The sequence below is a fragment of the Bradyrhizobium sp. MI1.3 genome (genome assembly GCF_055811695.1).
In genome coordinates, this window is sequence record NZ_JBVVPQ010000001.1 from 91877 (window position 1) to 117212 (window position 25336).

Here is a 25336-nt window from a genome sequence, read left to right on the forward strand (position 1 = left end):
GGCGGCTCCTTATTCCCGCGATGGAAATACCGCGTCACCATCAGTTCGGGAGTTGGCCATGTTCGTTCGCACCGCTGCCGACGCCTCCTCGCGGCTTCATTCGCTCCGCGAGCTAGGGTTAAACACCGATTCAAACCCGATCATCAGTTTAAACGAGTTTACCTATAAGAAGGGCTCCGAAGTCTACGGCGAAAAGGAGCCCGCAGAGTACGTCTATCAGGTGAAGAACGGCGCTGTGCGGAGCTACAAGCTGCTGTCGGACGGCCGCCGCCAGATCGGCGCATTTCATCTTGCGGGCGATATCTTCGGGCTGGAAAACGGCAGTGCGCACAGGTTCACGACGGAAGCGATCGTCGATACCACCGTTCGCCTGGTGAGGCGCCAAAGTCTCGAGCTGGTCGCGCAGGACGACGCCGTGGTGGCTCGCAACCTGCTGAGCATGACCACGACCAACCTTCAGCATGCGGAAGACCACATGCTGCTGCTCGGCCGCAAGACGTCGCTGGAGCGGGTCGCAGCCTTCTTGATCGAGATGGACAAGCGGCTGACAGCCGCCGGGATCATGGCGCTGCCGATGTCGCGGCGCGATATCGCCGACTATCTCGGATTAACGCTGGAAACCGTCTCCCGCGCATTATCGCGGTTGCATGAACTCGGTATCCTCGGCTTCGTCGGAAATACCCAGCGCCAGATCGTGCTGCTGGACCGGCTGAAGCTCGCTAGCCTCGATCTCCAGAACTAGACTTAGGCGCCGCAATTGCCGCGAGATGTTCAACCGTCTTGCGCAGGACCTCGAAAAGAACCGCGGTCGACCAACCAAACATCAGAATGCCGTTCATGGCGGTCATAGGTCCGGTCAGCCGCCAGCCCGCCACGGGCGTGATGTCCCCATAGCCGAGCGTGGTGTAGTTCACGAAGGTGAAATATAGCAGATCGCTTCCCGGAGGCGCCGCGCCGACCGCCGCATAGGCGAGCGCCCAAATGAGAACCTCGACGACGTGCGCGACCATCAAAATGACAGCAGTGATGACCATCACGGCCATCAGGTGCGACCGGGGCCGCGCCGTATGCTTCAATCCGGCGGTACGGGCGATGTCGATGGCCGCAACGGTCACCAGCGCGTGAATCATGATGTTGATCACGCTGATCAAGGTACCGAGCAGGAATTGAACCGCCAATACGCACTCCTGGTGCCGACATCGAAGAAGCCGTCCGATGATCCCGCAAGCGCCGACCACGGGACCCCGTTGACGCTTGACCGCAACCCCGATCAAGGGGAACCGATCACGACGCCCCCTTTGATGCTGTCGAGCTGCTGTTCATTAGCAGCGCCAACGTGTGTCTCGCGATCATAAGATCCACGTCGGACGGCAAGACGTAAACCGGAATGCGGCTCGCGGCAGACGATATCAACTGCGATTGCCGCGCGTTCTGCGCCACATCAAGCTTGACACCGAGCCATGCGAGCCGCTCCGCCACGCGCAAACGGATCGACGCGGAGCTTTCGCCGATCCCGGCGGTGAAGACGAACGCATCGAGCCCCTGCAACGCAGCTGCGAGCATACCCGCGTTAAGGCTGACCCAGTGAACGAAATAGTCGATCGCAAATTTCGCGTTGACGTCTTTACTTGCCTCGAGCTGACGCATATCGCAGCTGAGGCCCGAGAGGCCGTTCAGCCCGCAATCTCCGTGGAGAAGGTCCTGCACTCTGGACGCTGCCATTCCCTTCTCCGAGATGAGATAAAGCACAACTCCCGCGTCGATCTGCCCTGGTCGCGCTTCCATCGGCAGTTCGTCAATCGCGGTGAAGCCCATGGTGCTTTCGACGCTCCGCCCTCCATCGAGCGCGCACATTGATGCCCCGCTCTCGAGATGCGCGACGATCACGCGTCCCATCGCGATTTCCGGCGCAACCCTCAGCAAGGTCTTCGCGATGTATTCGTAGGAAAGGCCATGAAATCCATAGCGCGGTACGCCCTCTGCATGAAGCCCACGAGGGATCGCGTCGTGGTCGGCCACCGCAGCATGTGTTCGATGAAATGCGGTCTCGAAGCAGGCGACCTGCGGAAGCGTCGGGAAGTCAGCCAGGATCGCTCGAATGGGCGCCAGATTGTGCGGTAGATGAAGCGGCGCCAACGCCGTCAGTCCTTCCAGGCGAGCCAGCATCCCCTGATCAATCAGGACCGGCCGGTCATGCTCCGCACCGCCGTGAACGACGCGGTGCCCGACAGCGATGGGGCTGATATGAAGCTCATCCCGCAACCAGGCGCCTGCAATGTTCAGTGCGGCCGGAATATCCCGCACTGCTTCGATCGGATACGCGCGATTGGCAAGCGGATCGCCACCGGCGCTGCTCGCCTGCAGTCGCGGGCAACGTCCGATCCCGTCGATCCGCCCCTTGATCTGCTGCCGTAGGCTTCCTTCTCCTTCGACCGAATAAATACGGAATCTGAGGTGGGAAGAGCCGGCATTGATGACAAGAATGGTATCCATGGCGCTCACGTCGCACTCGTTGGAGCATGCCGAAGTCCTGCATCAATACCGGCGGCCACAGCAAGGGGACCAGGCGGGCCAGATATTTCCACCACCACGTTCCGACCTCGTTGTCGTATCGCTTTGCCTGAAAGGCTCAGTCGAATTGATATGCGTCAACGCTCGATCGCCAGTTTCGCCGGCACAGCACGTTCGGTACGAATCCAGGCCACCGTCAGCTCCCAGACCACAGATAGAATGATAGGTCCGATGAAGAGGCCGATGATCCCATGGAAGAGGGTTCCTCCGATCACCCCGATCAGGATCACGAGCGCCGGCGTGGTCAGGCCGCGGCCCATGACAAGCGGTTTCAGGATATTGTCGAGCACCGACACGATCACGAGAAACACCGTCAGCAGGAGCGCGATCGGAAATTCCTTGTCGGTCCAGATCCAGATGATAACCGGCAGGATGACGATGGTCCCGCCGATCTGCACGATCGACAGCAACAGCACCACGAAGGCAAGAAGGCCCGCGCTGGCGATGCCGGCGAGCTTGAAACCTATTCCCGCCAGCAAGGCTTGGATGATAGCAACGCCGATCACGCCTTGAGCCACCGCACGGATCGTGGCTCCCGCCAAGTCCAGAAAATGCTCGCTTTGGTCCGGCACGATGCGCGACAGAAAGCTGCGCCCTGCGGCCACGAGCTGAGGTCCATACGGAAACAACACGCCGGCCACCGCCACCGACAGCAGAAACTTGACCGTTCCCACACCGGCATTGCCGGCAAACCCAAGCAAGGTGGTCGCGAATGGCTTCAAATAGGGCACGACCGCGCGCAAGAGCGACCGGAGGTTGGTCGTCGCCTGATCCCAGAGATCGAAGAGCTGAGGCCCGATGACTGGCCACTCCTTGAGCGACTGCGGCGGCGAAGGCACATGCAATTCACCGGCCGTCACCTGGGCGGCAAGATCGGTGATCCCGTCGACCGCGCCCATGCCCAGCCAGGTCGCCGGTCCGATCACCACAGCCAGGTTGACGAGCGTGAGAATCGTCGCCGCAAGCTTCGGCCGCCCACCGAGAATGTCGCTGAGGCGCCGAAAAACCGGGTTCAGCGCAGCAGCAAGCACGACACTCCAGGCCAATATGGGGATGAATGGACGGACCAGGAGGAGCGCCCAGACGAGCAGCAGCCCGAGCAATCCGAGCCGGATCAAAAGCTGGATGATCTCGTCTCCAGAGAATATCTGACGGAGTGTTTTCACGGACGCGCCTTCAGTCATGCCGCGCATGCTGAAGCGAACTAGCCCCTGCTCTCACGCCGCACGCTTGATCCAGATCAAGCGTCGAGCCTCTTCTAGGGCTGTGGTCCGGTCTAGGGCTGCGGTCCGGAGAGAGTCAGCTCACGCTCGGCCCGAAATACGTTGCCGTAGAGACTCGCTATCCATTGCCGGCCTCGAGACGTCACGTTGAGATAACGTATCGCCGGTTGGATCTGGGGAGCTACGTTACTCCAATAGAATTGTGGATATTTGTAAACGATGTCCGCTGGCGTCGCGTAGCCCAAGGTCTTGTTGAGTCCGATCTCCTCGAACTCGTAGAACAGCGCGTTGGACTTCTTCAGATAGTTGGGATCGCCGAGCTGACCGATGAGATCGGCGGCCCGCAACAGCAATCCCTCCTCTTCAATGAGGCTGTCATTCGAAGACATCGTGTAAGGAAACCGGGTATATTCGATCGCCCGAGCGACCCGATCGGCATCCACCTGCTCGACGGAATCCAACCGTTCCAGCACGAACAGTTTCGACCGATCGACATGGTATGGCGCGAGAGCCGCATCGGACGATCCTCGCGGCAGACGAACCGTGTTGCCGGTGACGTCCGCGATGAACAGATCGTCCTCATCGCCCTGAACGACGCCGCGGACGTATCCGATGTCGTGGGCAAGGCACGCCAGAATGAAATTCGCATAGTCGTTTGCCGTGGTGGGCCGGAGCAGCGCGCGGCCTGTCAGGATATCGTGCCCGGCAAGGGTCACGAGCAACGTATGCTCGATGTTGTGATAGAGAGCATCGCTGTTGCCGATGCACTCCATCGTGAGCTTGGCTGCAAATGGAAGCAATTCGGTCAGGCCGGCATGCGAGGCGCCGAACCGGTCCTTGGTTTCCGTCGTCAGAAACGCGCCCAGAGCTTGCGACACCAGTTCCGGAACTGTGATCATCAGGCCGCTCCACTATGCAAGTGTCGACGATATGCAGATCGAGCCGTTGCGATTAATGTTCGCTATATTCGCAGGTTCTTCAAGCCCGCCGCGCTCTGCGACCTAAGGACGACCCATCTGGTGCCGCGCCTCGGGCAAGCGGGCCCGTGACCGGCCGGAGCCGCTCACGGCCTCCAAGCTCGCTCGTTGATTCAAATCAAGGCCAAGCCGGTAACGACCGCAAACATTTCATGTGCGCGGTCGTGCCGCCGGCGTGACGGAATTCTTCTCTCGCCGGTCAGTCGAGATTTAAACCAGTGGAGGATATGATGAGGTTCATCAAAGGAGCATTTCCAGCAATTCTTACTGTCGCGACCACCATGATTTCTGTAGCCGGAAGCGAAGCAGCGCCCTTGCCGACCAACGTCGGCGCCATGAGAGCCACGCTCGATAATGACGTGGTGAAAGTGCGCTACGGAGGCTGGGGTTATCGCGGCGGATGGGGCGGAGGCTACCGCGGAGCGGGATTGGGCTATCGTGGTTTGGGCTATCGCGGCGCCGGATATGGCTACAGAGGTTACGGATATCGAGGCTACCGTGGCTGGGGCGCCGGTGCGGTGGTTGCGGGCGCTGTCGTGGGTGGCGCGATCGCAAGCTCCGGCTACTATGGTGCATATCCTTCCTACGGCGGCGGATACTCCTCTTACGGCGGAGGATACGGCTATGAATATTGTCCGCCCAGTGCCTACAGCGCCTACGGTAGCTATGGCGGTTATGGCGGCTACTATGCGAGGCGGAGCTACTATTCCGGCTGGTAGATCTGCCCCGGATTTTCCTGAGCACGCGCTCTTGGTGCCCGGGCTCGTCTTCGCGAGTCCTGAAAGCGCCAACGCGGCCGTATATTGCCAATATGTGGACTAGCCCGCGCATTGCGTCGCAAGACCGGGCGTCGTCTTGGGAGTGCGTCCCGTCGCGCGCGCTGCCGCACGAGAAGCAGTGCGGTCCGGCACTCCGACCAACCGCGGCGGTCCGGTCGATCGCGCCGGCAGACGCTGACTGGCTTGCACGATGAGACCACAAAAATGAGGGCCGACATGACTGCCGGCCCCCTGAAGACATCAGACCGGGAGAGTTCAGTACCTCGCGACGACCGGGTTGGCCCCTCCGAAGCGGTAGTTGAAGCGCACGGTGAGCATATCCACGTCCTGGGTGATCCGGTCGTTTACAAAAGCGGCAAGGCGCGGATCGGCGGCCGTGAACGAATTATTCCGATGCCCCATGAACAGATGGTCGTATTCGAGCCCCACCGACCAGTTCGGGGTGAAGCCATACTCGTATCCGACACCAATGACACCACCCCAGCGGGTTGCGCTTTGCGCCGCGAGCTCGGCGCCGGACGCAGTATCAAGCACGCTGAGACGATTGTCTGTTACCGCAGCGCCACCCTTCACGTAGAACAGTGACGCATTCCAGGCGTAGCCGATCTGGCCGGTGAAGAGGCCGATGGCGCTCGTTTTGGCGCGCGTGGAGAGCGCCGGATTGAACAGGCTGACGCGCTGGTTGCTGAGATCCGCCCAATCGCCCTGAGCCTCCAGACCAAACACCCACTGGCTGGCCTGCCAGCGATAACCGAGCTGGCCACCGATGACACCACCGGAACGATCGCGGCAGCCAGAGGCGACGGCGACTCCAGCCGCGTCAAGGAAATCGACGCAGTTGTGGTTCTGCGCCCAGCCACCATTGCCGCCGATGTAGAACCCCGTCCAATTGTAGATCGGAATGATCGGTGCCGGTGGAGGCGCCTTTACGGCCATATCGGCAGCCATGGCGGTCCCCGCCGTGCACAGCGCCACCAGACCAACGGTTGCTAGTAGAAGTCTTTTCATCATGCTCTCTCCTTGCCGGCCGCTTTTGATTGCCCGATCGGCGGCTTGTTGCACTGCAATCATCCCCCAACTTCCAGCTGAAACTCTACGGGCGACGCCACAAACTCCACGTGCCATAATGGCAACACTCAAGACATTTCGACGCGACATCGGCATGAGCACCAAGACATGCTGCCTATTTCTCCGGGTCGCGCTTGGCATCGTGGCCGGCAACCTCGTCGCCTCGGTCTTGCTCTATCCAGGACGGGATATCGCTCGAGGGAATCAGCCGTCGCGGCAAAAAGGGATTGAGCGTGCCTGCAAACACGATCAATCCCTCATTGAACTTCGCTCGCGCGAAAGCCCGCGCCTCGGCTTCGCTCTCGAATGTGCGTGTCTCCCGTGGACTTCGCCGCTTCGGCAAGGTCCCACGCTTGTGCACCTCGAATGTTACGTACCAGGTCTGCGGCATCCGCCAGCTTCCGGATCGCGATCAAGCAGACATCTGCCGGCGAACGATAATCGGTGAGGTCATGTCGGCGTCCTAATTGCGCCGCTCTTCACGGCGCTCCGTGCGCCCTGTACGCCTTTCCTGACGGCGTTCAGTCCGGCCCGCGCGCCGTTCCTGACGCCGCTCGTGGCGGGCTCCGCGCCTCTCCTGGCGTCGCTCCATGCCGATCGTCTGCGCCGGCGCTTCTGCTCCGAACAGGAACGTTCCGGAGGTCGCCAATCCGAGTACCGCGGCCCATCCGAGCAACGAAAGAGCCCGGCGACGATCGATTCGCTCAGACCTCGACGTTTCACTCATGTCAGTTACTCCCGATCTTCAAGGACGTTTGATTGGGCAATGCCTCGACGTGCACTCGTTGATAGTATCAATGGCGGGCGCCCCACTCCGAAGATGCGACGATAGGAGACGCTCACCAAACCTGGTTGCCGAACCAGCCGTATTGCGGCGGCCGCGCGACGAGCCGGATATTTTTTTCGATGTGCCTCCTCGCACTTTTGTTTTGGCGCTGCGGCTTCACATCAGCCTTTGTCGACGGACGCGCTGGTGGTCGTTCGGCATCGGGGGCTCCTAGCTGAGCAAAGGCCTCGCGAGCGTGCCTCTGTGAGACGTCGGCGCCGGGCAGGATACCAAGCTCGACCCTGGCGATGTCGGTTGCGACAATCGTCGGCAGGCTAGTGTCGAGAACGACCCGCTCGGGTAATTTCCAATCGGAATGGATGCGGATGGTCGCGGAGCGCGCAGCTCCACCGTGGATGGCGGGCCGATCCGGCACCAGTGCGTCCACAACAAAGAGCATCGCGAGCAACGTACTGCCGACATAGAGCAGATATCGTGAGATGGGCATTGTCGGCGCCATTGCCGCCGCAGATCTTCGCCGGGCAAGCAACGGGCCACGGCGGCAGAATTGGCGAAGCAATGCAACCTGCATGGCATGGCTGCCTAAATCGAGCCGCCGCTTCTGCCGCGGCGCGCCCCTGGTGAAGCACTTGCTGAGGCATGGCGGCGCTTCGTCGGCAAGCGCACGCACGCTGCAGCAGGCGAATATTCACCGCGTCCGAACGCGGCTTCGCTTGAGCCAGATCAACGAATTGAACTATCGCAACACGGCCTCGCATAGTATCGCACGGCTTGGTCAGTGGCTGTGACCTGCCCCTTGGTACAATGACCGGAAGGGCAATTGCAGAGGTGTGGCACGCAACGCAGAATTCTCACCGTGTACATCGAGCTTCTGGCAGGGAGGGCCGATGATGAGTCAATTCGAGCTGAGTTCGCGCGCAGCACTTTGCCGGCAGCTTGCAAGCCAGGATCCGGCAAACCAAACGGTCTGGATGGCCGAGGCAAGAAGCTGGTCACGGCTGGCCGCCGAGATGCTTCCTGATGAGCACCAATTGAAAGGCGGCATCACCGCCCGGTTATTCTTCGCCTTCAACAAATTGGTCGCGGCGCAACACGAGCCTGCGAACCAAACGGCAGAAATGATGAAGAGTAGATCCAAACGCGTCATGCCGCCTCGGAGCTTGTCACCGACTGCCTGACGCATTCCAGAGAGAAGCGTTCGCACGATTGCATACATGGCTCAAGTATGGAGAGAGCCGGTGCACCACGTGACAGCATGCTTTCCGATGCGACTCGGCGGGCTGCACTCGTCGGACGTCAAAGCGTCGTCATCCAGATTCCCTTAACTCGATCTGAACTTGACCCGGTAAAATCGAAGACGAAGCAGATGCGATTTGTTGAATCCCTTGATCTAAAGCAAGCCGCAGCCCTGGTGCTGCGTTGGTGTGGTGGCGTTGAAGTTCATTTTTGGAGAACGTCCATGAAGTCGATAAGCGCAAGGAAGATTGCCGTTGCCGTCGCCGCGCTCGTATGCGGCACGACGCTGTCCATCGGCTGGACCGATCAAGGCGGAGTTTCGCTGGGGCTCGACAAGGCGCAAGCGGCGACGAGGTTGTACGTCACTCCCTATTATCGCGGACACTACTACACTAACGAGGGTCTGCCCTGGTACGCCGTGCGAGCCTATTACTTCGGCGGACCGTGGAGCTATGGCTATAGCGGCTGGACCGACTATGCGGCGCGCAACGGCATCGGTTGCGTCCCAGGCTCGTTGGTGAAGGGCGGCGATGGCATCATGTACGTGTGCCAATAGAGCTTGATGATGGCGCGATGGGCGGCGCCCATTAAGCCGCCTGTCGCGCTAATCTGAGCTCAGGAGATCGACGGCTGAGGGGGAGGATACCTTGACCTATGTTCTGGTCGTCATCAGCTGGCTCGGCGTCGCGAATGGCGCCGTCATATCGACACAAGAATTTTCAAGCGCAGAGCGTTGCGAAGCAGCCCGGACGGCGCTGATGGAATACGCGAAAGCGCGCAGCAGCGACGAGACACTGAGGCCGCTCTGCATACAGAAGTAAAAAAGAGGCGAAAAGGGTGACGCATGTACCCGAACCCGACTGAATCGTTCTGGTGGTTCGCCTTCGGTTACCAGCTTACGATTTCGACGGTTCCTTGATCTTGATCAATGGTCCGAGCCCCAGTCCATGGAGCGTCCAAATTCACTCTCACAGGCGGAGACCATTATGAAGCGTGGTTTGGTCACAAAATTATCACTCGCAGTTGCCGTGGTCGCCCTCGGAGTGTCCGGCTCGATGGACTGGTCGGTGGACGAAGGCCTTTCGCTCTCGCTCGGCCGGGCTGAAGCACGGGTCGGGCGGCCCTTGACGCCCGTATCAGTCGCCGGCGTAGCACGGCGCACTACCAGGCGCGCGGTCGTCGGCGGCGCAGCAGTTGGTGCAGCCGCTGTCGGTACGGGATGTGTCCGCGTTCTGGTCAATGGCAGCTACGTCTGCCGCTGATAGCCGTCGTAGCCGGCTCTGAACATCGTATCCTGCCGGACGATTTTTCTGCAGCATGTACTGTTCAGGTTTCGGAGCGCGATGGACGTTGCCACATGCGAGCGGCGATGCACCGAACAAATCCTCGTCGGGCCACTGGGAGATTTTTCAGTCTCCCAGCGGCCCTTTGGCGTCCCCGTCGCTTCCCTTCAGCAACTCGTATTTGATCCGCCGCATGCGTGCCTGGGCTTCGAGCGGCTTGCAATAGGCGGTTGACGCTGCGAGCAGATCGATGGTGGCGAGAAATGCATAGCGCGACGCCGTCGGCTTGAGCGCGTCGGGCGCTTCCGGCACGTGCACGCCGAGCGCAATATCGGCGATCGAGGCCAGCCTGCTTTGCGGCTTGGTAATTGCGACGACCAAGGCGCCGTATTGCTTGGCGATACTGGCTGCCTCGATCACCGCGTTCGCTGCACCGGTGGTCGAGATGGCAACGACGACATCATCCCGTCCGAGGGTCGCGGCGATCATCCGCATCAAGCTCGGATCGGAGGCATGCGAGACGGCAACCCCAAGACGAAAGAACCGGTTCTGAACCTCCGCCGCCGCAAGAGTGGAACCGCCCCCAACCCCGAACGCGGCAAGCTTCGAACAGCGCGAGATAGCTTCGGCAGCCCTCTCGATGTCTTCCTTGCGAAGTCCTTCCTCGGCGGCGGCAATTGCACGGCGAATTTCCTGAAACACCGACCGCCAGAGCGCGGGGCGCGCCAGATCGGTCCCGACATGCGGGGGAAGCTCAACGTAAATCCGCCCGACCGCCATTGCTTGAGCCAGCCTCACCTTGAGGTCGCGGACGCCCCGACAACCGACGGAGCGGCTGAACCGGGTTACCGTCGGCTCGCTGACGCGCGCCCGACGGGCCAACTCGGAATTGCTGGCGTGAACGGCAAACTCCATATCGGCCAGCAGCACCGTGGCAACGCGTTGCTCCGAGGGGCTGAGGCTTGGAGCGCTTTGCCTGATGAGGGAGATGATGTCGCCGGCCACGACATTGTCGTCGCCCGACGGCTTCGAGATCGCTGTACCAACGGCTCTCGCCGGATGATTTCGCTTTGCACGCGCCATTGCCCGCCCTTCCCCAGGTCAGATCAACCTGCGCCCTTGGCAAGAAGCTGCCGTAAGAAACCTTCAGCATCGACCAAACGTATATCGGCATGCCCCATCAAGAACAGCATTTTCCGCTTGATAATTGTCAAATTGTGTATGTAACTTTCGAACAACCAATAGCGTGCCATCAGCCCAACAGCTGAAAGGCACATCCCCTGCACCGGGAAGCAGGCGGTTCAACAAGGCGGGAGGGCGATCATGAGATACGGTCCAAGTGTCTTGATGCGTGGCGTCATGGGGCTGGCCACTGCGTCGTTTTTGATTGCGCAGGCCAATGCCGCCACCCTGCTCCGCGAAGCCACCATCGGAGAACCGCCGCCGCTCGATGTCATGCTGACGACAGCCGACGTCGCATCGGTCATCGGCCGCCACATCTTCGAGACCCTGTATGCCCTGGACTCGACCTATACGCCGCGTCCGATGCTGGCCGAGAGCGATCGCACGGAAGACGGCAGTCGGACCATCGTCATCAAGCTCCGCGAAGGTGTCCTCTTCCACAACGGCAAGGAGATGACCGCCAAGGACGTGGTCGCCTCGATGACGCGATGGGGCAGTTTCGGTGCGCGTGGCAAGCTCCTGATGGCGGCGGCTACCTCGGTCGAGGCGACCGGAAAGTATGAAGTCACGCTGAAATTGTCCGCGCCGAACGGCGCCTGGAAGGCTCTCATTGCGGACGTCAATGGCGGCCTTGCGATCTATCCGGAAGACATAGCCGCCAAAGCGGGAAACCGGCCGATCGAGCAAAAGGACTATATCGGCACCGGACCCTACAAGTTCGTGGAGTGGCGGCCGAACCGCTATGTCGAGGTGGAGAGGTTCGAGGGCTACAAGCCAGTCAAGGAAAAGGGGGACGGCTTCGCCGGCGCCCGCGTTGCGAGCTTCGACAAGATCCGGTTCATTCCGGTGCCTGACGTCGGCACGCGCGTGAGCGGCGTGCAGGCGGGCGACTACGACTACGCGGAAATGATCTCCGGCGATCTGTACGAGTCCCTGAGCAAAGATCCATCGGTTCAGGTGCAGCGTACCAACGCGCCGATCTTCGGCCTTTTCTTCATGAACTCGAAGCAGGGAATCCTGAAGGACAATTACAAGCTCCGCCGCGCCATCCAGACCGCGCTGGACAAGTCGCAGGCATTGCGCGTCGCCTTCGGTCCCAAGGACCTGTGGAATGCCGAAGGATCGATCTTTCCAAACGGCACACCCTGGTACTCGACCGAAGGCGCCTCCAATTACAGTGCGCACGATCCGAAGAAGGCCAAGGAGCTCGCAAAGGAGGCGGACTACACGGGGACGCCGATCCGCCTGCTGGTCTCGACGAACTACCAGGCACACTATGATGAAGCCTCTGTCTTCACCCGCCAGCTGGCCGACGCCGGCATCAATGTTCAGATGATGGTCGTCGATTGGGCGACCCTTCTGAAGATGCGCGGCCAGCCGGAACAGTGGGACATCTTCGTCACCCACCATTCCTTCGCGCCCGACCCGCTGCTGCTCACGTTCCTGAATGCGAGCTATCCCGGCTGGTGGGACAGCCCCGAGATCGGCTCGCTTCGGGCAGAGTTGATCAACACGACCGATCCAGCCGCGCGCAAGTCGACATGGGACAAGATCCAGTCGCTGATCTATGAGCAGGTACCGGTGATGAAAGTAGGCGATGCCTACACCTATGACATTGCGTCTCCCAAGCTCAAGGGGCTCAACCCCAACGGTCCCGTGTTCTGGAATGTGTCGACGAAATAAGGACGGGCAATGAGGCCGCGAGGACTGTCGAGCGCCGGCGCCGGCGCGCATCGTTGCCGCTGATCAGGCGCCCAATCACATGTGGTCTTACGCATTCAAGCGCGCAGGAACGACGGCGGTGACGCTGCTGGCAGCGTCCATCATCATCTTCGCGTTCATCCATATCGTGCCGGGTGACCCGATCTATGTTCTGCTCGGTGACACCGCGACTCCCGACCAGATCGACGCCTTGCGACACCAGCTCGGTCTCGACCAGCCGATTATCCTGCAATATCTCACTTGGGCCGGCCATGTGCTCGAGGGCGACCTCGGGCGCTCGATCTTCTTCCAGGCGCCCGTGCTGTCGGTGATTGCCGATGGCGCCGAGACCAGCACCTTGCTCGCCACCATGACGATGATCTGGGTTGCGGTCATCGGCGTGCCGATCGGCATGATTGCGGCGGTCCGGCACGGCACGTGGCTCGATCAGGGATTGTCCGGTGGGGCGATGCTGATGGCCTCGATACCCACGTTCTGGGTCGGGCTCTATCTGATCCTGATCTTCGCCGCCTGGCTCGGCTGGTTTCCGAGCTCCGGTTATCCGTCGATCTTCGAAGGCGGTGTCGTCAATCTCCGCTATCTCGTCCTCCCCAGCCTGGCGCTTGCGGCTCCGAATGCCGCTTTGATCCTGCGGCTGACGCGCGCCAGCATGCTCGACGTCTCCCGGGAGGACTACGTGCGCACGGCGCGTGCAAAGGGAATTAGGCCGTGGCAGGTTGTGCGTCGTCACATCTGGCGTAATGCACTGCTGGCGGTCGTCTCGGCCTTCGGCTTCACCTTCGCCGCACTGCTGTCAGAAGCGGTGGTGACCGAAACCGTGTTTGCCCTGCCCGGCATCGGCCGCCTCGTCGTTCAGTCGATCCTTCGCCGAGACTACCCTGTGATCCAGGGCGTCATCCTGGTGATCGTGGTGGTCTATCTCCTGATCAATCTGATCGTCGATCTGAGCTATCGTCTGCTCGATCCGCGGGTTGAACTCCAATGAGCGGCAACAGCGTGACCTTGTGGCTCAAGCCGTTCGTCGCCCGCCCGATCGCACTGGCCGGGCTCGGGGTCCTTCTGGCGACTGTGCTCGCCGCCGTCTTCGCACCCTGGCTCTCGCCCTACGATCCGTATGCCATCGATCCGCTGATCCGCCTGACGCCCCCGAACGTGACCCACTGGTTCGGCACCGACCAATTCGGCCGGGATACCCTGTCGCGCACCATTCATTCAGCACGCATGGCTCTTCTGATCGGCTCGGGCGTGGTCGTCTTCGCTCTCGCGACCGGCGTTCCGGCCGGCGTACTTTCCGCTCTGTTCCCGCGGCTGGGTCACCTGCTGATGCGCATGGTCGACGTGCTCATGGCCTTCCCGACTCTGCTTCTCGCACTTGGCCTGATTGTCATCTTGAGCCCGAGTGTGGCCACCGTCATCCTGGCCATCGGGATCGGCTACATGACGACGACGACCCGGATCGTCTACGGACTGACACTGCGCTTGCGCGCGGAAACCTATGTCGAGGCGTCGCGCAGCATGGGCGCCGGAGCGGCATGGCTCATCAGTCGGCACATCTTGCCGAACCTGGTCTCACCACTTCTCGTGCAGGCCAGCTTCGTCTTCGCGTTCGCGCAGCTCGGCGCGGCTTCACTCGATTTCCTGGGCCTCGGCGCCCCGCCGGACATTCCGAGCTGGGGCAATATGCTGGCGGAGTCGCGGACCTTCATCACGCGCGCTCCGTGGCTGCTCTTCTTTCCGGGCATGATGATCGTGGCGACGGCGTTTTCTCTGAACCTGGTCGGCGATGCATTGCGCGATCGACTCGATCCGCGATTCCGTCAGGTCTTTGGTGAGAAGGGTTAGGCCGTGCTGACAGTTTGCGACCTTACGGTGTCAGTGGGGCCGGAAACCTCGCCGGTCGACATCGTCGCGGGCGTGTCCTTCGGCTTGGCCAAGGGCGAGATCCTTGGTCTCGTCGGCGAGTCCGGTTGCGGAAAGAGCATGACCTCGCTTGCGGTCATGGGATTGCTGCCGCAGCCCGGTCCTCGGGTTCGCGCCGGGCGGGTCCTGTTGGAGGGCTGCGACGTAACGCAGCTGCAGCCCTGGCAACGTGTCGAAGCGGGCCACGGCCGCATGGCAATGATCTTTCAGGAGCCGATGACCTCACTCAACCCTGTTCGTCGGATCGGCGATCAGATCGCCGAAGCCGTGCGCGTGCATGAGGGAATTTCGGGCGCGGCGGCGCTGGTCCGTGCGCGCGAACTGCTCGAACTGGTACGTATGCCCGACCCCAAAATGCAGCTGTCCGCGTATCCGCATCAGTTGTCCGGAGGCCAACGCCAGCGGGTCATGATCGCGATTGCGCTGGCCTGCAGGCCACAGGTGCTGGTCGCCGATGAACCGACCACCGCGCTCGATGTCACCATACAGGTTCAGATTCTCGGGCTCTTGCGCGAGCTCTGCAATCGGCTGGATATGGCGATATTGTTCATCACCCACGACATGGGAGTCATTGCGCAGCTCGCCGATCGCGTCGCTGTCATGTACGCCGGCCGGATCGTGGAAACCGCTTCAGTCGGTGCGCTGTTCGGCGCACCGCGTCATCATTACACCCGCGGATTGATGGATTGCATGCCGTCGCGAAACTCCGGCGCGCGCCGGCTGCCAACCATTTCTGGTCAGCCGCCGCTGCCAGGTACGGTCGCTGCCGGCTGCGTGTTTGCCTTGCGTTGCGCAGCGGTGCGCGATGAGTGCCGCGTGGCGCCCCCTCCCCGCCTGGAGGCCTCCCAAGGACACGAGGTGCTCTGCGCATTTCCGCTGGCCGGCGGGGGGCTGCCATGAGCGGCAATGTCATCCTCGACGTCCGGGACATGATGGTCTCGTTCAGTGCCAGGCGAGCCGGTCGGAAATACCGGGTGCAGGCGGTGGATGGTGTATCGCTGTCGCTGGCGGAAGGCGAGGTCCTCGGGATCGTGGGCGAATCCGGCTGCGGCAAGACCACGCTAGGCCGAACCCTCGTCGGGCTGGTCCAGCCCGACAGCGGCAACATCAATTTGAAGGGAACCGAATTGATCGGAGCCGGCCGCTCCGGCCTGCGCGAGATGCGTCTGAACGTCCGGATGGTTTTCCAGGACCCCAATGCATCGCTCAACCCGCGGCGCGCAATTGGAGATTCGGTGGCGGAGGCGGCCGACATCAGCGGCATCTTCAAGAGCCGCGCCGAGCGCAGCGCGGCCATAGCCGCCACCTTGACGGCCGTCGGGTTGAACCCGTCTTTCGCCGCTCGCTACCCTTACGAACTGAGTGGCGGGCAACGGCAACGGGTCGGAATTGCACGCGCCATTCTTCCCACGCCGTCCATCATCGTCGCCGACGAGCCGGTCTCGGCCCTCGACGTTTCCGTGCAGGCGCAAGTGCTCAACCTGATGATGGATCTGCGTGACCAATTGAGACTGTCGATGCTCTTCATCTCGCACGACCTTGGCGTGATCGGGCAGATCAGCAGTCGCGTTGCTGTCATGTATATGGGCCGGATCGTGGAGCAGGCCGGGACGCGGACGGTCCTGGATCATCCGCTCCACCCCTATACGCGCGCGTTGGTGGCAGCAATTCCGAAGCCCGATCCATCGGAACGGATCCAGGGCGCGATCGAAATGGGTGAACCGCCAAGCCTCTTCACGCGACCGCACGGCTGTGCATATGCGCCCCGCTGTCCAATGGCCAGCGATCGCTGTCTCGTCGATGTGCCACAACTTCGATCTGTCGGTGCGGACGGTCGGACGATCGCCTGCCACAACGTATAACCAGCGAGTGCCGCGCGCGGCGAAATCACGCAACGCCTACGATTGATTTCTCCTCTATTCGAGCGATCCTATTCACGGAGTCGCGGCCGCCATGCGGCAGGCGGGTGCAAATTCGGGAAGCCTGACGCCTGTTGCACTGCGATGTTAATCGCGACGCAGCATTCAAAATGAGACTGCCCGTTAAGCCGCGCGCGGCTCCGGCACGTGCGCTGCATCGGAGTTCAGTTAGCCTCCATTTCAAGAACCGTTGGCCTTGTCCGAACGCCGCACCGCGCGGCGGGCGCGTCCAGGCGCGGTGAAAAACAGTGACAAGAACGCCCAGGGAGCAGAGCAATGTTGAAAGGCAGTCTAGGACTGATCGCGTTGAGCAGCCTGTTACTTTCGGGCACCGCCTTCGCACAGGAGAAGATCAAGGTCGGCGTCACCGCGACGCTCGAAGGCACCTACACCGTGCTCGGCGAGGACGGCATCCGCGGCTTCCAGACGGCCCTCAACGTCCTCGGAAAGAAGGTCGGCGACAAGGAACTCGAATTTGTCATCGCCTCGACCGACGCGACGCCGGACTCCGCCGTACGAGCCGTGCGCAAGCTGATCGAGCAGGACAAGGTACAGATCCTGCTGTCGCCGCTCTCTGGCGACGAAGGCATCGCGGTCAAAAATTTTGCAAAGACCCATCCCGAACTGACCTTCATCAACGCCGCCTCCGGGGCCCAGGAAACGACCTATGTCGATCCGGCTCCGAACTTTTTCCGCTACAACATGGACGGCGCGCAGTGGCAGGTGGGCCTCGGCAAATACGCTTATGACCAAAAGAAGTATCGCAAGATCGCGACCGTCGGCGAAGACTACTCCTTCATCTATACGCAGGTGTTCGGCCTCGTGCTCGAGTTCTGCGGTGCTGGCGGACAGGTCACCAACCGGCAATGGGTGCCGCTTGGCACAAAGGACTTTGCCTCGGTTATCGCCGCACTGCCCGACGACGTCGACGCAATCTATCTCGGCCTCGGCGGCGCCGACGCCGTCAACTTCCTGAACCAATACCAGCAGGCCGGCGGCAAGGCGCATCTGATGGGCGGCTCGATCATGATCGACCAGACCATCCTGTCGTCCAAGGGAAACGCCAAGAATGCCCTGATCGGCACGCTGGCCGCGAGCGGCCAGGCCGACACCTGGGAGAACCCGAGTTGGCAGAAGTTCGTGAAGGACTATCAGGACGCCTTCCCGCCCAACAAGCGCTTCCCGAGCCCATCGCTGCTCGCCACCAACTATTATGGCTCGACCATGGCGCTCATCCTGGCGCTGCGTCAGGTCAACGGAGATCTCTCCAACAATCAGGCCAAGTACAAGGAGGCGCTTGCCAAGATCGAACTCGACGCACCCAACGGCAAGATCAAGCTGGACTCCAACCGCCAGGCGATCGGCACCAACTTCGTCACCGAGGTCGTCGACGACGGCAAGGGCGCGCTGTTCTCAAAGGTCGTGAACGTGATCCCGAACGTCAACCAAACGCTGGGCTACGATCCCGCGGTGTTCGCCAAAATCGGTTTACCGAGCCGCACAGTACCAGAATGTAAGAAATACTGACCTAGTCTCGTTCGCGAACGATGACCGGCCGGGGAGAGATTTGCCAGAAGCGCGACACGTGCGCCCTTGCATTCTCTCCTCGGTTGTTGAACGCTACCAAAAAATACCAAGAGCTTTTGGGAGGAGAGGCATGAGCCGGGCGCTCGCCGTCTTCCACGGCCGCTTTGGTCGGGCGACGGTCTATCAGTTGAACCGCCCTTTCAACATCCACGCACATCGCGAAGGTCATTTGATCTTCCATGTCGGCGGGCGTTCCGCATGCATCGATGTCAGCGACGGACGCTACGAGCTCACCGAAGATTCCGTCGTCGCGGTCAATCCGTGGGAGCCGCATAATTTCCTGCCGTCCGATCTCGACGGCGGTGCCGTTTTCTTCGTGCTCTACGTCAATGCGGAGTGGTTTGCGCCCGATGCGCCCGGCGCCGATCGCCTGCGCTTCGGCCGCACCCAGTTCACGCGGTCCGTTGCGCTGGACAAGCATATCAGGCACGCAGCCGCCCTCGTGTGCGGCGCTCCCTCGCTCAACAGCCTCGATGGCGAGCTGAGAAGCCTGATCGACATCTGTTATGACGAAAGCTGGCAACAGGCGGCGACCGCGCGCGATCCGCGCACAAACGGTTCCATCACTGATTTTCGCGTGCGCAAGTGCATCAAGATGATGTCGGAGAGTCCTGGCGCCGAGATCGAGCTCGACACCATCGCGCGCGAATCCGGCCTGTCGCGGCCGCATTTCTACCGGCTCTTCCGCACCCAGACCGGCGTCACGCCACACCTCTATCTCAACACGCTGATGATGGAGCAGGCGCTGGAGGCACTGGTGGCGAGCGAAGCGCCGATCGCTGATATCGGCTTCGATCTCGGCTTCTCGTCGCAGAGCGGATTCACCCGCTTCTTCGCCGCCAATGTCGGCATGGCGCCGACCGATTATCGCCGCGCGGCCAAGGTTTTGCGCGCCTGACCGCACGCGAAAAGATACTCACGATCAAACACCTCCCTTACAGCCGCATTAGGATGCGCCAAACGCGATCCCGAAAAGAGGATCACGCGCAATAGGGAGCGCACGTTCATGGCAGGGCTTGCGGCCGGCAACGGTCTGCGTGCCTCTCCGCCCCGCTTGCGGGGTGAGAGATGGGGTGACGTGAAGACGGAGCGGCGATCATGACCCGCTTTGTCGAGCGCCATCCTGCCTGGGCACTGATTGTCATCATCGTGATTGCGGTGGCGCTTTGGCTGATTTTCGCAGTGTGGCCGCAGGGCGTCGAAGATGCGTTCGGCCGCAAGCGGGTCTTCCTCAACGCCCTCTTCAACGGCATCACGCTCGGCGGTCTCTATTTCCTCGTCGCCAGCGGTTTCACGCTGATCTTCGGCCTGATGCGCAACGTCAACCTCGCGCACGGTTCGCTCTATTTGTTCGGCGGCTATGTCGGCTATGCCATCAGCGCCGCTACCGGTTCATGGGTCCTCAGCTTCATCGTCGCTTTCGTCCTGACGGCACTGGTCGGCGTCCTGCTCCAGGTCCTCGTCTTCCGCCGTATGGAAGGCCAGGACCTGCGCCAGACCATGGTGACCATCGGACTCTCGATCGTGTTCGCCGATCTGATGCTGTGGGCCTGCGGTGGCGATTTCTATCAGATCCAGACCCCGAACTGGCTGATCGGACCTGTGGAGCTGCCGCTGGTCACCGCGATCAAATCCTCAGGCGAGCCGGTCTATCTCCGCTATCCCCTGGTTCGACTCGTGATCTTCGCCGCCTCCGTCGTGATCGGCATGGCGATGTGGCTGGCGCTCAACCGCACGCGCATCGGCATGATCATCCGCGCCGGCGTCGACGATCGCGACATCTTGGCTGCGACCGGGGTACGGATCCAACTCGTTTTCGTGGTGGTGTTTGCGCTCGGCGCCGGCCTCGCCGGCGTCGCTGGCGTCGTCGGCGGAACCTTCCAGTCGCTCTCGCCAGGCGAAGATATCCGCTTCCTGCTCGCCTCCCTCGTCGTCGTGATCGTCGGTGGGATGGGCTCGATTCCTGGGGCTGCGCTGGGCGCGCTCATCATTGGCCTCGCCGAACAGCTCGGCTCGGTCTACATCCCGACCTACGCCATCGTCGTGACCTTCCTGATCATGGTTCTGGTGCTGGCAATTCGGCCGCAGGGCCTGTTGGCGAGGCGCTGACATGTCCCTCGCTCACGACGCCCACGTCCCGGTTCGTCCCGCCACTGCGGTGCAGCGCTCGAAATTGCGCGGATGGCCGGAGATCGACAATCCGGCAGCCTGGACCGTCGCGGCCATTCTCCTGATCATGCCCCTGATCGCCAACGGCTTCTTCCTGATCGAGATCTTTGCGACCACGCTGATCCTCGGAACCATGGCGCTGAGTCTGATGTTTCTTGCCGGCTATGGCGGCATGGTCAGCCTGATGCAGCTCACCATCGCTGGTTTCTCCGCCTATATGGTCGCGGTGTTTGGCGTCAGCGGCAACGCCAATATCAGCCTGGGCTGGCCGTGGTGGCTTGCGGTCCCGATGGCACTTGCGCTCGCGACCATCTTCGGCACGCTCGGCGGCGCGCTGGCGGTGCGCACCGAGGGCATCTACACCATCATGATCACGCTCGCGATCGGCGCGGCGTTCTATTATTTCACCAACCAGAACTGGGCGATTTTCAACGGCCATACCGGCATCAATACCGTTGCCACGCCGCATTTCTGGGGCGTCAACTGGCGCGCCGACATTCCCTTCTATTATATCGTCCTCGCGGTAGCCGCGCTGTGCTACTTCGCCGTCGACTACATCTCCCGCGCGCCGTTCGGCCTCGCGTTGCAAGGTGTCCGCGACAATCCCCGCCGCATGGCGGCGCTCGGCTTCAACGTCAATGCGCATCGCGTCGCGGCCTACGTCTTCGCGTCGTTTGTCGCGGCGCTGGCAGGGGTACTCCAGGTCTGGAATTACCGGCAGATTTCGCCGGGATCCGTGAGCGTCGGAGCCTGCATCGATATTCTCATCATCGCAGTCGTCGGCGGCATCACGCGCCCCATCGGACCCTTTATCGGCGCGCTGATCTTCGTGCTGCTGCGCACTTTCGCACTCGATTTCCTGGTCAAGCTGGGGCTCGACGGCAACCGCTTTCGGCTCCTGATCGGCCTCGGCTTCCTCGCCATCGTGTTCTGGTCCTCGGACGGCGTCATCGGGCTCTGGCAGAGCTGGCGCCGCCGCCAACGCTCCGGCGCGGCGAGTTCAAGCGAACGACATGGCCGAGAACCTGGCCGAGAATCTGGCCAAAGATCCAGTCAAGGATCCAACCATGGATAGCGTCGCACAACGCCTCTCTGTCGTGGGCGCCGGCGCGGCGCTGGAGCTGCGCGGCGTCACTCGTCTGTTCGGCGCGCTGGCGGCACTCACCGACATCACCATTACCGTCCGCCCCGGCGAACGGCGCGCCGTGCTTGGCTCCAACGGCGCCGGCAAGACCACGCTGTTCAACTGCATCACCGGCGACTTCCCACCTTCTTCCGGCACCATCCGCTTCTTCGGCGAGGACGTCACGCACTTCCCGCCCTATGAGCGCATCCGCCGCGGCCTGCGCCGGACTTACCAGATCTCCGCGCTGTTTCCCGGCCTTACCGTCCAGGACAATGTCTACCTCGCCTGCCGTGGCGTCTCACGGGGGCGCTTCTCGTTTCTCCGCCCCGGTCAAAACGATGCGTTGATGCACGCAGCCGAAAATCTCGTGCAGGCCGTCCATCTCTCGGGCGTGAAGGATCAGCGCGTTGCCGAACTCGCGCATGGCCAGCAGCGCCAGCTCGAGATCGCACTTGCGCTTGCCGGCGCACCGCGATTCGTCCTGTTCGATGAACCGGCCGCGGGACTGTCGCCGACCGAGCGTGCCGAGCTGATCGAGATATTGACCTCCCTGCCCGCGCATATCGGCTACATCATCATCGAGCACGACATGGACGTGGCCCTGCGCGTCGTCGAGAGCGTCACGATGATGCACAACGGGCGGATCTTCAAGGAAGGCCGTCCGCAGGAGATCGAGTCCGATCCCGAAGTGCAGGAGCTTTACCTCGGAGGCGGCCATGAATGAGGTCCGCCGTACCGCCGCCGCGCTCGAAGTCCGCGGCCTGGACGTCTATTACGGCCATTCGCATGCGTTGCAGGGCGTGGACCTGACGCTCGAGGCCGGCGTGTTCTCGGTCGTCGGCCGCAACGGCATGGGCAAGACCACGCTGTGCAAGGCCATCATGGGGCTGGTGCCGGTCAGCGGCGGCTCGATCCGCATCCGCGGCGATGACATCACCCGGCAGCCGCCTGCCCACATAGCCCGACTCGGCGTCGGCTACGTTCCGCAGGGACGGCGGCTGTGGCGTTCACTCAGCGTCGACGAGCATCTGCGGCTTGCCGCCGGCTTGCGCCGCGGCGCCTGGACGGTCGAGCGCATCTACAAGACGTTTCCGCGGTTGGCCGAGCGCAAGGATCACGGCGGCGGCCAGCTCTCCGGCGGCGAGCAACAGATGCTCGCGATCTCGCGCGCGTTGCTCACCAACCCGCGGCTCCTGATCATGGACGAGCCCACCGAGGGGCTCGCGCCCGTCATCGTGGCCCAGGTCGAGGAGATGCTGCTACGGCTTGGCGAGGACGGCGACATGTCCGTGCTCGTGATCGAGCAGAATATCGGGGTGGCGACCGCCGTGTCGGGCAACGTCGCGATCATGGTCAACGGTCGCGTCAACCGCATCATCGATTCGGTGCGGCTTGCCGCCGATCGCGAACTGCAGCAGCGCCTGCTCGGTGTCGGAATGCACGCCGGACTCGAGCTCGACCTCGACGTGCCGCCGGCGGATACGGAAGAGAAGCTTTCTCCGCCGCAAACGCGGCCGGGCGGCGCGATCCGCATCTACATCTCCAACCCGACGCCGCCGACACGGTGGTCGCAGCCTGTGCCGATCGCCCGCATCGAGGCTGCGGCCCGCACGTTCTCGACACAGGTGATGCGTCTCGACGAGACGGCACGGCGACAGCGCGAACCAGTCGCGGCACAAACGCAGGGCCCCCCGGTCGTTCTCGTCGTCGGTACGCTCGACACCAAGGGCACGGAGCTCCGCTTCATCCGCGACATCATCGCCGGGACCGGCCTGCGAACCCGATTGGTCGATATCTCCACCAGCGGCAGACACGCGGCCAGCGACGTCTCCGCCCAGGAGATCGCCTTGAACCACGGTCGCGGCGGATCGGCGGTATTTGGAGCCGACCGGGGCGCCGCCGTCACCGCGATGGCCGAGGCCTTCGCCAGCTGGCTGCGGCGCCAGAGCAATGTTGCCGGCGTGATTTCGGCCGGCGGCTCGGGCGCAGCGTCACTGGTCGCGCCCGGTATGCGGACCCTTCCTGTCGGGGTGCCGAAGCTCATCGTCTCGTCCGTCGCCTCCGGTGACGTCGGGCCCTATGTCGGCCCCGCGGACATCACCATGATGCATTCGGTCGCCGACGTGCAGGGCCTCAACTCGATCTCGCGCGCCGTGCTGGCCAACGGCGCCAACGCGCTCGCCGGCATGGTCAAGGCGCGCCTGGATCAGCATGCACGAAAGGATCGCGACGACAGCGGATTGCCGTCGGTCGGCATCACCATGTTCGGTGTCACCACGCCGGCGGTGCAGAAGATCGCGGCCGACTTGCGCGAGGATTTCGAGTGCCTCGTCTTCCACGCCACCGGCGTCGGCGGGCGCTCAATGGAGAAGCTCGTCGATTCCGGGCAGCTCGTAGGCGTCATCGACCTCACGACCACGGAGGTCGGGGACCTCCTGATGGGTGGCGTGTTCCCGGCCACCGACGACCGCTTTGGCGCCATCATCCGCAACCGGGTGCCTTATGTCGGCTCGGCGGGCGCGCTGGACATGGTGAATTTCGGCGCTCCTGAGACGATCCCGGAGCGCTACCGCGGCAGGAAATTCCACGTCCACAACCCGCAGGTCACACTGATGCGGACCACGGCGGAGGAGAACGAGCGCATGGGGCACTGGATCGCCGATCGACTCAACCGGATGGACGGGCCGGTGCGCTTCTTCCTGCCCGAGGGCGGCGTCTCCGCGCTCGACGCGCGAGGACAGCCATTCTGGGATCCGGATGCCGATGCGGCGCTGTTCCGCACGCTGGAGCGCAACGTGCGGCAGACCGCCAACCGTCAGCTTATCCGCGTTCCCAAGAACATCAATGACCCCGAGTTCGCCTCCACCATTGTCAGCGCGTTCCGAACATTGTTCGGCCGCATTGGGGCGCGCCGGAGACTAGCGAGGTGACCGATGGCACGGTTTGAACGCGCTGCACTGTTGAAGCGCTTCCGCGACATGGCAAGGCGCGGCGAGCCGATCGTCGGCGGCGGCGCCGGCACCGGCCTTTCGGCCAAATGCGAGGAGGCTGGCGGTGTCGACCTCATCGTCATCTACAATTCCGGCCGCTACCGCATGGCTGGCCGAGGCTCACTCGCGGGATTGATGGCTTACGGCGACGCCAACGCCATCGTGCTGGAGATGGCCGGCGAAGTGCTGCCCGTCGTCTCCAGGACGCCAGTGCTCGCCGGCGTCAATGGCACGGATCCGTTCCGCGACATGGATCTTTTCCTGGACCAATTGAAAGCGCTCGGCTTCGCCGGCGTGCAGAACTTTCCGACCGTCGGCCTTATCGACGGCGTGTTCCGCGCCAATCTCGAAGAGACCGGCATGTCCTATGCGCTCGAGATCGACATGATCGCAAAGGCGCGCGAGAAGGACCTGCTGACGACGCCCTACGTCTTTAGCGAGAAGGAAGCTGCCGCGATGGCGATCGCGGGCGCGGATATCATCGTCTGTCATCTGGGCCTGACGACCGGGGGCACCATCGGCGCGCAGACAGCGCTCAAGCTGACGGATTGCCCAGCGCACATCGACACCTGGGCCTCTGCCGCACTCGGCGTCAATCCGGACATTCTGGTGCTCGCTCATGGCGGACCGATCTCCGATCCGGACGATGCCGATTTCATCATGAGGAACACACGCAATTGCCACGGCTTCTACGGCGCCTCCTCGATGGAACGGCTTCCGGTCGAGCGGGCACTGACGGATCAGGTTCGCAAATTCAAGACTATCGGCGCGCGATAACGCCGAAAGGTCGAGGGAGA

The 25336-nt window shown here is 62.3% G+C and carries 27 protein-coding genes; 19 read left to right on the top strand and 8 right to left on the bottom strand.

What is annotated here, in order from left to right; all coding sequences use genetic code 11:
* Positions 1-58: 58 nt before the first annotated feature.
* Complete coding sequence (locus AC0L3A_RS00400) at positions 59-742, top strand: helix-turn-helix domain-containing protein (protein ID WP_007592978.1); 684 nt, start codon at positions 59-61, stop codon at positions 740-742.
* Here the strand turns inward: AC0L3A_RS00400 and AC0L3A_RS00405 are convergent.
* From AC0L3A_RS00405 to AC0L3A_RS00420, 4 genes are all read right to left on the bottom strand, one after another.
* Positions 720-1178 (bottom strand): potassium channel family protein, encoded by a 459-nt coding sequence (locus tag AC0L3A_RS00405; RefSeq protein WP_354127603.1) that lies wholly within the window; start codon positions 1176-1178, stop codon positions 720-722. The two genes, AC0L3A_RS00400 and AC0L3A_RS00405, sit on opposite strands and share 23 nt — an antisense overlap.
* 106 nt (positions 1179-1284) lie before the next feature.
* Positions 1285-2493 carry an acetate/propionate family kinase gene (locus AC0L3A_RS00410; protein WP_473253326.1) on the bottom strand — a complete coding sequence of 403 codons (1209 nt, stop codon included), beginning with the start codon at positions 2491-2493 and terminating at the stop codon, positions 1285-1287.
* A gap of 155 nt (positions 2494-2648) precedes the next feature.
* Entirely contained in the window at positions 2649-3764 is a 1116-nt protein-coding gene (locus tag AC0L3A_RS00415) for an AI-2E family transporter (RefSeq protein WP_007592983.1), read from the bottom strand.
* A gap of 83 nt (positions 3765-3847) precedes the next feature.
* Positions 3848-4693 carry an HD domain-containing protein gene (locus AC0L3A_RS00420; protein WP_219684394.1) on the bottom strand — a complete coding sequence of 282 codons (846 nt, stop codon included), beginning with the start codon at positions 4691-4693 and terminating at the stop codon, positions 3848-3850.
* Between the two features lie 359 nt (positions 4694-5052).
* Here AC0L3A_RS00420 and AC0L3A_RS00425 point away from each other — a divergent pair, with 359 nt between their 5' ends.
* On the top strand, positions 5053-5490 hold the full coding sequence (locus tag AC0L3A_RS00425) for a hypothetical protein (RefSeq protein ID WP_245285885.1): 438 nt from the start codon (positions 5053-5055) through the stop codon (positions 5488-5490).
* A gap of 315 nt (positions 5491-5805) precedes the next feature.
* Here the strand turns inward: AC0L3A_RS00425 and AC0L3A_RS00430 are convergent, their stop codons facing one another.
* From AC0L3A_RS00430 to AC0L3A_RS00440, 3 genes are all read right to left on the bottom strand, one after another.
* Complete coding sequence (locus tag AC0L3A_RS00430) at positions 5806-6561, bottom strand: outer membrane protein (RefSeq protein WP_007592988.1); 756 nt, start codon at positions 6559-6561, stop codon at positions 5806-5808.
* A 172-nt stretch (positions 6562-6733) separates the two neighbouring features.
* Positions 6734-7009: a hypothetical protein gene (locus AC0L3A_RS00435; protein WP_007592990.1), complete on the bottom strand. Its 276-nt coding sequence runs from the start codon at positions 7007-7009 to the stop codon at positions 6734-6736.
* Positions 7010-7457: 448 nt separating this feature from the next.
* Positions 7458-7892 (bottom strand): hypothetical protein, encoded by a 435-nt coding sequence (locus AC0L3A_RS00440; protein ID WP_473253327.1) that lies wholly within the window; start codon positions 7890-7892, stop codon positions 7458-7460.
* Between AC0L3A_RS00440 and AC0L3A_RS00445 the strand changes: the two genes are divergently transcribed.
* The 5 genes from AC0L3A_RS00445 (at position 7885) to AC0L3A_RS00465 (ending at position 9903) form a co-directional block, all read left to right on the top strand.
* Entirely contained in the window at positions 7885-8193 is a 309-nt protein-coding gene (locus AC0L3A_RS00445; protein WP_473253328.1) for a hypothetical protein, read from the top strand. The genes AC0L3A_RS00440 and AC0L3A_RS00445 overlap by 8 nt on opposite strands.
* A gap of 99 nt (positions 8194-8292) precedes the next feature.
* Positions 8293-8583, top strand: a complete 291-nt coding sequence (locus tag AC0L3A_RS00450) for a hypothetical protein (RefSeq protein WP_354171374.1) — start codon at positions 8293-8295, stop codon at positions 8581-8583.
* Positions 8584-8864: 281 nt separating this feature from the next.
* Positions 8865-9197: a hypothetical protein gene (locus AC0L3A_RS00455; RefSeq protein ID WP_007592996.1), complete on the top strand. Its 333-nt coding sequence runs from the start codon at positions 8865-8867 to the stop codon at positions 9195-9197.
* Positions 9198-9288: 91 nt separating this feature from the next.
* Positions 9289-9462, top strand: a complete 174-nt coding sequence (locus tag AC0L3A_RS00460) for a hypothetical protein (protein WP_007592998.1) — start codon at positions 9289-9291, stop codon at positions 9460-9462.
* A gap of 165 nt (positions 9463-9627) precedes the next feature.
* Entirely contained in the window at positions 9628-9903 is a 276-nt protein-coding gene (locus AC0L3A_RS00465; protein ID WP_473253329.1) for a hypothetical protein, read from the top strand.
* Between the two features lie 147 nt (positions 9904-10050).
* Here AC0L3A_RS00465 and AC0L3A_RS00470 read toward each other — a convergent pair whose 3' ends face one another.
* A complete protein-coding gene (locus AC0L3A_RS00470; RefSeq protein ID WP_311985924.1) occupies positions 10051-10929 on the bottom strand; it encodes a MurR/RpiR family transcriptional regulator in 879 nt (292 codons plus the stop codon).
* Positions 10930-11247: 318 nt separating this feature from the next.
* On the opposite strand from AC0L3A_RS00470, the gene AC0L3A_RS00475 reads away from it, so the two are divergent.
* From AC0L3A_RS00475 to AC0L3A_RS00530, 12 genes are all read left to right on the top strand, one after another.
* Positions 11248-12789, top strand: coding sequence for an ABC transporter substrate-binding protein (locus AC0L3A_RS00475; RefSeq protein WP_473253330.1), 1542 nt, complete (start codon positions 11248-11250; stop codon positions 12787-12789).
* Positions 12790-12868: 79 nt separating this feature from the next.
* Positions 12869-13813, top strand: a complete 945-nt coding sequence (locus AC0L3A_RS00480; RefSeq protein ID WP_007608695.1) for an ABC transporter permease — start codon at positions 12869-12871, stop codon at positions 13811-13813.
* Positions 13810-14670 carry an ABC transporter permease gene (locus tag AC0L3A_RS00485; protein WP_473253331.1) on the top strand — a complete coding sequence of 287 codons (861 nt, stop codon included), beginning with the start codon at positions 13810-13812 and terminating at the stop codon, positions 14668-14670. Before AC0L3A_RS00480 ends, AC0L3A_RS00485 begins: the two co-directional genes overlap by 4 nt.
* Before the next feature lie 3 nt (positions 14671-14673).
* On the top strand, positions 14674-15648 hold the full coding sequence (locus AC0L3A_RS00490) for an ABC transporter ATP-binding protein (RefSeq protein WP_219684399.1): 975 nt from the start codon (positions 14674-14676) through the stop codon (positions 15646-15648).
* On the top strand, positions 15645-16610 hold the full coding sequence (locus AC0L3A_RS00495) for an ABC transporter ATP-binding protein (RefSeq protein WP_007593009.1): 966 nt from the start codon (positions 15645-15647) through the stop codon (positions 16608-16610). The genes AC0L3A_RS00490 and AC0L3A_RS00495 overlap by 4 nt, the downstream gene beginning before the upstream one ends.
* Positions 16611-16943: 333 nt before the next feature.
* A complete protein-coding gene (locus AC0L3A_RS00500; RefSeq protein ID WP_007593010.1) occupies positions 16944-18194 on the top strand; it encodes an ABC transporter substrate-binding protein in 1251 nt (416 codons plus the stop codon).
* Positions 18195-18324: 130 nt separating this feature from the next.
* A complete protein-coding gene (locus tag AC0L3A_RS00505) occupies positions 18325-19152 on the top strand; it encodes an AraC family transcriptional regulator (RefSeq protein WP_219684401.1) in 828 nt (275 codons plus the stop codon).
* A gap of 200 nt (positions 19153-19352) precedes the next feature.
* Complete coding sequence (locus AC0L3A_RS00510; RefSeq protein ID WP_354127595.1) at positions 19353-20363, top strand: branched-chain amino acid ABC transporter permease; 1011 nt, start codon at positions 19353-19355, stop codon at positions 20361-20363.
* Between the two features lies 1 nt (position 20364).
* A complete protein-coding gene (locus AC0L3A_RS00515; protein WP_473253332.1) occupies positions 20365-21498 on the top strand; it encodes a branched-chain amino acid ABC transporter permease in 1134 nt (377 codons plus the stop codon).
* The gene (locus AC0L3A_RS00520; RefSeq protein ID WP_007593014.1) at positions 21491-22273 is read left to right on the top strand and encodes an ABC transporter ATP-binding protein; all 783 of its coding nucleotides are present in this window, start codon (positions 21491-21493) and stop codon (positions 22271-22273) included. The genes AC0L3A_RS00515 and AC0L3A_RS00520 overlap by 8 nt, the downstream gene beginning before the upstream one ends.
* The gene (locus tag AC0L3A_RS00525) at positions 22266-24479 is read left to right on the top strand and encodes a Tm-1-like ATP-binding domain-containing protein (protein ID WP_473253333.1); all 2214 of its coding nucleotides are present in this window, start codon (positions 22266-22268) and stop codon (positions 24477-24479) included. The genes AC0L3A_RS00520 and AC0L3A_RS00525 overlap by 8 nt, the downstream gene beginning before the upstream one ends.
* A 3-nt stretch (positions 24480-24482) precedes the next feature.
* Positions 24483-25316: a phosphoenolpyruvate hydrolase family protein gene (locus tag AC0L3A_RS00530; protein WP_473253334.1), complete on the top strand. Its 834-nt coding sequence runs from the start codon at positions 24483-24485 to the stop codon at positions 25314-25316.
* Positions 25317-25336 lie beyond the last annotated feature (20 nt).

What these genes read in the sequence shown, in the direction of transcription:
- AC0L3A_RS00400 (WP_007592978.1), top strand. Translation starts at nt 59, where the DNA reads ATGTTCGTTCGCACCGCTGCCGACGCCTCCTCGCGGCTTCATTCGCTC.
- AC0L3A_RS00410 (WP_473253326.1), bottom strand. Translation starts at nt 2,493, where the DNA reads ATGGATACCATTCTTGTCATCAATGCCGGCTCTTCCCACCTCAGATTC.
- AC0L3A_RS00415 (WP_007592983.1), bottom strand. Translation starts at nt 3,764, where the DNA reads ATGCGCGGCATGACTGAAGGCGCGTCCGTGAAAACACTCCGTCAGATA.
- AC0L3A_RS00420 (WP_219684394.1), bottom strand. Translation starts at nt 4,693, where the DNA reads ATGATCACAGTTCCGGAACTGGTGTCGCAAGCTCTGGGCGCGTTTCTG.
- AC0L3A_RS00425 (WP_245285885.1), top strand. Translation starts at nt 5,053, where the DNA reads ATGATTTCTGTAGCCGGAAGCGAAGCAGCGCCCTTGCCGACCAACGTC.
- AC0L3A_RS00430 (WP_007592988.1), bottom strand. Translation starts at nt 6,561, where the DNA reads ATGATGAAAAGACTTCTACTAGCAACCGTTGGTCTGGTGGCGCTGTGC.
- AC0L3A_RS00435 (WP_007592990.1), bottom strand. Translation starts at nt 7,009, where the DNA reads ATGCCGCAGACCTGGTACGTAACATTCGAGGTGCACAAGCGTGGGACC.
- AC0L3A_RS00445 (WP_473253328.1), top strand. Translation starts at nt 7,885, where the DNA reads ATGGGCATTGTCGGCGCCATTGCCGCCGCAGATCTTCGCCGGGCAAGC.
- AC0L3A_RS00440 (WP_473253327.1), bottom strand. Translation starts at nt 7,892, where the DNA reads ATGCCCATCTCACGATATCTGCTCTATGTCGGCAGTACGTTGCTCGCG.
- AC0L3A_RS00450 (WP_354171374.1), top strand. Translation starts at nt 8,293, where the DNA reads ATGATGAGTCAATTCGAGCTGAGTTCGCGCGCAGCACTTTGCCGGCAG.
- AC0L3A_RS00455 (WP_007592996.1), top strand. Translation starts at nt 8,865, where the DNA reads ATGAAGTCGATAAGCGCAAGGAAGATTGCCGTTGCCGTCGCCGCGCTC.
- AC0L3A_RS00465 (WP_473253329.1), top strand. Translation starts at nt 9,628, where the DNA reads ATGAAGCGTGGTTTGGTCACAAAATTATCACTCGCAGTTGCCGTGGTC.
- AC0L3A_RS00475 (WP_473253330.1), top strand. Translation starts at nt 11,248, where the DNA reads ATGAGATACGGTCCAAGTGTCTTGATGCGTGGCGTCATGGGGCTGGCC.
- AC0L3A_RS00480 (WP_007608695.1), top strand. Translation starts at nt 12,869, where the DNA reads ATGTGGTCTTACGCATTCAAGCGCGCAGGAACGACGGCGGTGACGCTG.
- AC0L3A_RS00485 (WP_473253331.1), top strand. Translation starts at nt 13,810, where the DNA reads ATGAGCGGCAACAGCGTGACCTTGTGGCTCAAGCCGTTCGTCGCCCGC.
- AC0L3A_RS00495 (WP_007593009.1), top strand. Translation starts at nt 15,645, where the DNA reads ATGAGCGGCAATGTCATCCTCGACGTCCGGGACATGATGGTCTCGTTC.
- AC0L3A_RS00500 (WP_007593010.1), top strand. Translation starts at nt 16,944, where the DNA reads ATGTTGAAAGGCAGTCTAGGACTGATCGCGTTGAGCAGCCTGTTACTT.
- AC0L3A_RS00505 (WP_219684401.1), top strand. Translation starts at nt 18,325, where the DNA reads ATGAGCCGGGCGCTCGCCGTCTTCCACGGCCGCTTTGGTCGGGCGACG.
- AC0L3A_RS00510 (WP_354127595.1), top strand. Translation starts at nt 19,353, where the DNA reads ATGACCCGCTTTGTCGAGCGCCATCCTGCCTGGGCACTGATTGTCATC.
- AC0L3A_RS00515 (WP_473253332.1), top strand. Translation starts at nt 20,365, where the DNA reads ATGTCCCTCGCTCACGACGCCCACGTCCCGGTTCGTCCCGCCACTGCG.
- AC0L3A_RS00520 (WP_007593014.1), top strand. Translation starts at nt 21,491, where the DNA reads ATGGATAGCGTCGCACAACGCCTCTCTGTCGTGGGCGCCGGCGCGGCG.
- AC0L3A_RS00525 (WP_473253333.1), top strand. Translation starts at nt 22,266, where the DNA reads ATGAATGAGGTCCGCCGTACCGCCGCCGCGCTCGAAGTCCGCGGCCTG.
- AC0L3A_RS00530 (WP_473253334.1), top strand. Translation starts at nt 24,483, where the DNA reads ATGGCACGGTTTGAACGCGCTGCACTGTTGAAGCGCTTCCGCGACATG.